This window comes from Pantoea sp. Fr+CA_20, assembly GCF_024520835.1.
Taxonomy (GTDB): domain Bacteria; phylum Pseudomonadota; class Gammaproteobacteria; order Enterobacterales; family Enterobacteriaceae; genus Pantoea; species Pantoea allii.
This window is the reverse complement of the sequence record NZ_JALNPN010000039.1, coordinates 1-5295: the sequence shown is the minus strand read 5'-3', so window position 1 is coordinate 5295 and position 5295 is coordinate 1. Positions and strand designations below refer to the sequence as shown.

General features: G+C 49.0%; 3 protein-coding genes and 4 tRNA genes. 6 read left to right on the top strand and 1 reads right to left on the bottom strand.

Annotation, left to right across the window (positions count from 1 at the left end; all coding sequences use genetic code 11):
• The first annotated feature begins 335 nt into the window (after window positions 1–335).
• Complete coding sequence (murB, locus tag NR177_RS23640; protein ID WP_256853791.1) at window positions 336–1373, top strand: UDP-N-acetylmuramate dehydrogenase; 1038 nt, start codon at window positions 336–338, stop codon at window positions 1371–1373.
• The gene (gene birA / locus NR177_RS23635) at window positions 1370–2329 is read left to right on the top strand and encodes a bifunctional biotin--[acetyl-CoA-carboxylase] ligase/biotin operon repressor BirA (RefSeq protein WP_256853790.1); all 960 of its coding nucleotides are present in this window, start codon (window positions 1370–1372) and stop codon (window positions 2327–2329) included. The genes murB and birA overlap by 4 nt, the downstream gene beginning before the upstream one ends.
• 45 nt (window positions 2330–2374) lie before the next feature.
• On the opposite strand, the gene coaA is transcribed toward birA, so the two are convergent.
• Window positions 2375–3322, bottom strand: a complete 948-nt coding sequence (gene coaA / locus NR177_RS23630) for a type I pantothenate kinase (protein WP_063877939.1) — start codon at window positions 3320–3322, stop codon at window positions 2375–2377.
• A 1457-nt stretch (window positions 3323–4779) separates the two neighbouring features.
• On the opposite strand from coaA, the gene NR177_RS23625 reads away from it, so the two are divergent.
• From NR177_RS23625 to NR177_RS23610, 4 genes are all read left to right on the top strand, one after another.
• A tRNA-Thr gene (locus NR177_RS23625) sits at window positions 4780–4855 on the top strand.
• 7 nt (window positions 4856–4862) lie between these two features.
• Window positions 4863–4947, top strand: a tRNA-Tyr gene (locus NR177_RS23620).
• Window positions 4948–5140: 193 nt separating this feature from the next.
• A tRNA-Gly gene (locus NR177_RS23615) sits at window positions 5141–5215 on the top strand.
• A 5-nt stretch (window positions 5216–5220) separates the two neighbouring features.
• A tRNA-Thr gene (locus tag NR177_RS23610) sits at window positions 5221–5293 on the top strand.
• Window positions 5294–5295: the final 2 nt, after the last annotated feature.

The window sequence follows — 5295 nt, the reverse complement described above, 5'->3', positions numbered from 1 at the left end:
CCCATGCGAGAGTAGGGAACTGCCAGGCATCAAACAAGTGAAGAAGCCCTGAACGAAAGTTCAGGGCTTTTTTACGTGCGTAAGTTGTGGAAAACGGGTCTTCAAGATCGCTCCTCCTGCTTTATTGCCTTCTGCACACAGCCATTCTTATCCTCATATGTGACACAACCGCAAAATCATCCTGTATTACCCTGCTTGTACGCTCTATTCCCGCTGCTATTGAGATTATTCAAGAGCAACAGCATCCCAGAAAGCCATTCACCGCACGCAATTTCCCCCGCATTATCGTTGTGATGCGGTAAACTACGGCCAGATTAACCAGTTAAGGCCGTCTCATGTCCAGTTCGAACACCTCATTAAAAGCCGACAACACGCTGGGGCTTGATGTCAGCGCAAAAACACGCATTGTCGCCGAAACGCCTGAAGCGATACTTTCAGCCTGGCAAATGAGCCAGCACAATCAGCAACCTTTTTTGGTCCTTGGGGAAGGCAGCAACGTGCTGTTCCTTGAAGACTTCGCGGGCATTGTCGTGATCAACCGTATCAAAGGGGTTGAGATCCGCGATGAGAATGAGAGCTGGAAACTGCATGTTGGGGCGGGTGAGAACTGGCATCAACTGGTGAAAACTACGCTGGAGAAAGGGATTTCAGGCCTGGAAAACCTTGCGCTCATTCCTGGAATGGTGGGATCAGCACCTATCCAGAATATTGGCGCTTATGGGGTAGAGTTAAAAGATGTATGTGAGTACGTCGACGTGCTGAATTTGCATACCGGCATCACGCAACGCCTGAGCCGGGAGGCGTGCCAGTTTGGTTACCGTGACAGTATTTTCAAACACCAGTACCAGGCAGGCTATACGATTATTGCCGTCGGTTTCTCATTAAAAAAACACTGGCAGCCCGTCCTCACCTATGGTGATTTAAAAACGCTGAATCCTGCGACGGCAAATGCCTGGGATGTCTTCCATGCGGTCTGCCATATGCGACAGAGCAAATTACCGGATCCGAAAATAACCGGTAACGTGGGCAGTTTTTTTAAAAACCCGGTGATAACAGGCCCGCAGGCCGCTGCGTTGCTGAATGAGTACCCGATGATGCCACATTACCCTCAGCCTACAGGTGATATTAAACTTGCAGCAGGCTGGCTTATCGATCAATGCCAGCTCAAAGGCTACCGGATTGGCGGTGCGGAAGTTCACCAGCAGCAGGCTTTAGTGCTAATCAATGCTGGAAATGCCACACCTGATGACATTGTTGCTCTGGCAAAAAGCGTGCGCGCGCACGTAGGTGAAAAATTTAATGTCTGGCTGGAGCCAGAAGTCCGTTTCATTAAGGCACAAGGTGAATGCAACGCTGTAGAGGTAATCTCATGAAGGATCATAGCGTACCACTGAAATTAATCGATATCCTGGCAGATGGCGAATTTCACTCTGGTGAGCAGCTAGGAGAAACGCTTGGCATGAGCCGTGCGGCGATTAATAAGCATATTCAAACGCTGAAAAGTTGGGGCATTGACGTGTATACCGTGACGGGTAAAGGCTACAGTTTCCCTGCACCGCTTCAGTTACTGAATGAACAAGAGATTCTTGCTCAGCTGTCCCAGCCTGATATCGCAGTCATACCAGTGATTGATTCAACGAATCAGTATTTACTCGAACGCATGAATTCACTGCCCTCAGGATCGGTCTGTGTTGCTGAATATCAGCAAGCAGGGCGAGGACGACGTGGGCGGTACTGGTTTTCGCCTTTTGGTGCCAACCTCTATATGTCTATGTACTGGCGTCTGGACCAGGGACCGGCAGCTGCAATGGGGCTCAGTCTGGTGATTGGTATCATTATGGCAGAGACCCTGCGGTCGCTGGGTGCCCAAGACGTACGGGTGAAATGGCCCAACGATATTTACCTTAATGACAGAAAGTTAGCAGGTATTTTAGTCGAATTAACCGGTAAAACCGGCGATGCCGCTCATATTGTCATTGGTGCCGGAATAAATCTGGCGATGAGAAATGCCGAGGCAGCCCAGATTAATCAGGGCTGGATTAATTTGCAGGAAGCTGGCGTAACCATTAATCGTAACGAGCTTGCGGCAAAACTGATCAATCGCCTGCGTGAAGCATTACCTGTATTTGAGCAGGAGGGCTTAGTCCCCTTTGTCGCGCGCTGGGCTGAACTGGATAACTTCATTAATCGCCCGGTGAAATTACTGATTGGCGAACGAGAAGTGCACGGCATCGCTCGCGGTATTGATAACCAGGGTGGTTTGCGGCTTGAACAAGACGGGATAATTAAATCGTGGGTCGGGGGAGAAATATCGCTTCGACCGCTTTGAGGAATAAATAAAGCCTGCTTTTTAGCAGGCTTTATATACCGTTGACTATTTTCTGAGACGCAGCTTTTCTACCGCATGGTTCCCGCTTTTAGTCATAATCAAACTGGCCCTTTCACGTGTAGGAAGAATATTTTCCTTAAGGTTCAACCAGTTAATTTCTTTCCACAACGCGCCGGCAATGTTCACAGCCTCGTCCTCAGGCAACTGAGCATAGTGGTGAAAATAAGAGTTGGGATCGGTAAAAGCGCCCTGACGAAATTTCAGAAAACGATTCACATACCAGCGCTGTAATAGATCTTCTTCCGCATCTACGTAGATTGAAAAATCCACAAAATCAGAGACAAAAACATGATGCGGATCGTGAGGATAATCCATGCCACTCTGCAGCACATTTAATCCTTCCAGAATCAGAATGTCAGGTTGCTTAACCACCTTGTCACCATCCGGAATCACATCATAAATTAAATGGGAATAGACGGGAGCCGTGACCTGGCTGGCCCCTGACTTAAGGTCAGAAACAAATTTAACCAGCCGATGCATATCATAGGATTGAGGAAAGCCTTTTTTCTTCATTAAGCCGCGTTCTTTAAGCACAGCGTTGGGATGAAGAAAACCATCTGTCGTAATGAGCTCAACCTTACGGTGTCCGGGCCAGCGGCTCAGAAGCGCCTGTAAAACACGTGCGGTAGTACTTTTGCCAACCGCGACGCTGCCTGCAATGCTGATGATATAGGGAATTTTTTGCCCATTCGTTCCCAGAAACTGTTCCAGCACGGCCTGGCGGCGGACATTTGAACTGATATAGAAATTAAGTAAACGTGAGAGTGGCAGATAGATTTCTGCCACTTCTTCAATTGAAAGATCTTCATTGATCCCTTTCAATTGGGCGATCTCATCCTCTGACAGCGTCATGGGAACCGAGTCGCGTAATGCCGCCCACTGTTCACGTGTGAACTGTAAATAAGGCGTGGTGAGTGATGTCGTTTTATCCATAAGTATACATTTGACTGCAGATTCAAACCCATCTGTACATTTTGCCGATCACTATCCGGGTAGTGTAGAGAAATGAATTGCCGGTCACAGGGTTATTAACGAGAACAATGGGCTGGAGGGTATCACCAGTATAGCTTTTAAAAGAAGTAAAAAATAAACAGTAAACTGCTTTCGCAAGGCTCACCGCAGATTTTGATAAATCTTCAATGTAGGGGCTTGAAATCTTTAATCGTTATGCTTTTTTATCCTCGTTGAGGCATCAGCCACTTCTTAAGTAAAAATGGCAGTAACCGTCATTACGTCTGGATAGCCATATATTGAGGATATGCCGCACATTGACATCGGGTCTTGTAGACATAATTCGCACCCATGTTGATACCACAGTGCAGTAGTCGTACTCAGCATGCTGTCTGAAAGCTGCACCAGGCACATAAACCATGTGCTGCCACGTCTTCTCTGGCGATAAGACTTCCCCGCTGGAGGTGGTCCCCGCTTCCCCTGTCGCCTGTGAAGCCCTTACAGGCTATCAGAACGCTGCACCGGGCACGTACGCTATGGACTGCCACGTTTTCTCTGGCGTTAAGCGCATTGACGCTGTATATGGTCTCTGCTTCCCCTGTCGCGCTGTACACGCCCCATCAGGCTGTCAGGAAGCTGCACCAGGTACATAAACGATGTGCTGCCACGTCTTACTCTGGCGTCAAGCGCATTCCCGCTGCCTGTGGTCTCTGCTTCCCCTGTCGCGCTGTGCACGTCCCATCAGGCTGTATGAAAGCGACACCAGACACATACATCATGGGCTTACAGTTTAAGCCTATCCCCGCTGGGTTGTTGTCTCAGCGGCTCCTGTCACGCCAGTTTGTCCACACAGGCTCTCTGTCAGCTGCCATGATGCGTCAGGCACATGCACAGGAGCTTTCTCTATAACGTTAAGCACATCCTCGCGACTTGTGTCTCGGCATCCCCTGTCGCGCTAAGCATGTTCACACAGGCTTATTATCTGTCACTGTAGAATTACGGGTTGTCTCCCACCTTCCTCTGTCACATCACACTTCCCCGAAGGAGCGGTCTGCATCTCTACATCTAAGGCTGATCATCATGACAAGCCGTGACCGGTGAAGGATTTTTTAGGGGTGCAGCTCGTGCTGAGGCTTGTGTGACCGCACGATTTAAATTGAAGCGTGGTTTAGTCGGTTGAAAACTGAGCAGTTAATACACTTTTTTGCTGAGTAAGCCAAAAAACGTGATGCAGCCGGACAAATAAAGGGGCAATACCCTGCAGGGCGCAAAAAGGCCAGGGCGAGAGTGAAGAGAAATTTTGACCAGTAATTGGGTGTTATTTCTGCAGATCGGGGATAAATTGCGATGCTTTGCACAAATAGTAAGCGATAGAACAAAAACAGTGATTTTTTTGTTGCATCCTTCTGCCGACCTTCCTAGAATGCGCGTCACTTGATGCCGGCTTAGCTCAGTTGGTAGAGCAACTGACTTGTAATCAGTAGGTCACCAGTTCGATTCCGGTAGCCGGCACCATCAAGTAGGTGGGATTCCCGAGCGGCCAAAGGGAGCAGACTGTAAATCTGCCGTCACAGACTTCGAAGGTTCGAATCCTTCTCCCACCACCATCTCAACCCCCGGGTTGAGAAACAGATAAACAACCTGTTTGTCTGGCAGGTGAGTCACTTCTTCTCACCCTGAATTCAGATTGGGTGTAAGCTCAGTCAAAGCCAGTCAGCTCCGCTGACAGGCGAAGAATAATAGGGGACTTCCCCTGTTATTCACAAGCTACAGAAAGAACAGGTAGCCGAGTTCCAGGATGCGGGCATCGTATAATGGCTATTACCTCAGCCTTCCAAGCTGATGATGCGGGTTCGATTCCCGCTGCCCGCTCCAGATGTGCTGATATGGCTCAGTTGGTAGAGCGCACCCTTGGTAAGGGTGAGGTCCCCAGTTCGACTCTGGGTATCAGCACC

Coding starts and splice junctions, on each gene's coding strand:
- murB (WP_256853791.1), top strand. CDS start 336: ATGTCCAGTTCGAACACCTCATTAAAAGCCGACAACACGCTGGGGCTT.
- birA (WP_256853790.1), top strand. CDS start 1,370: ATGAAGGATCATAGCGTACCACTGAAATTAATCGATATCCTGGCAGAT.
- coaA (WP_063877939.1), bottom strand. CDS start 3,322: ATGGATAAAACGACATCACTCACCACGCCTTATTTACAGTTCACACGT.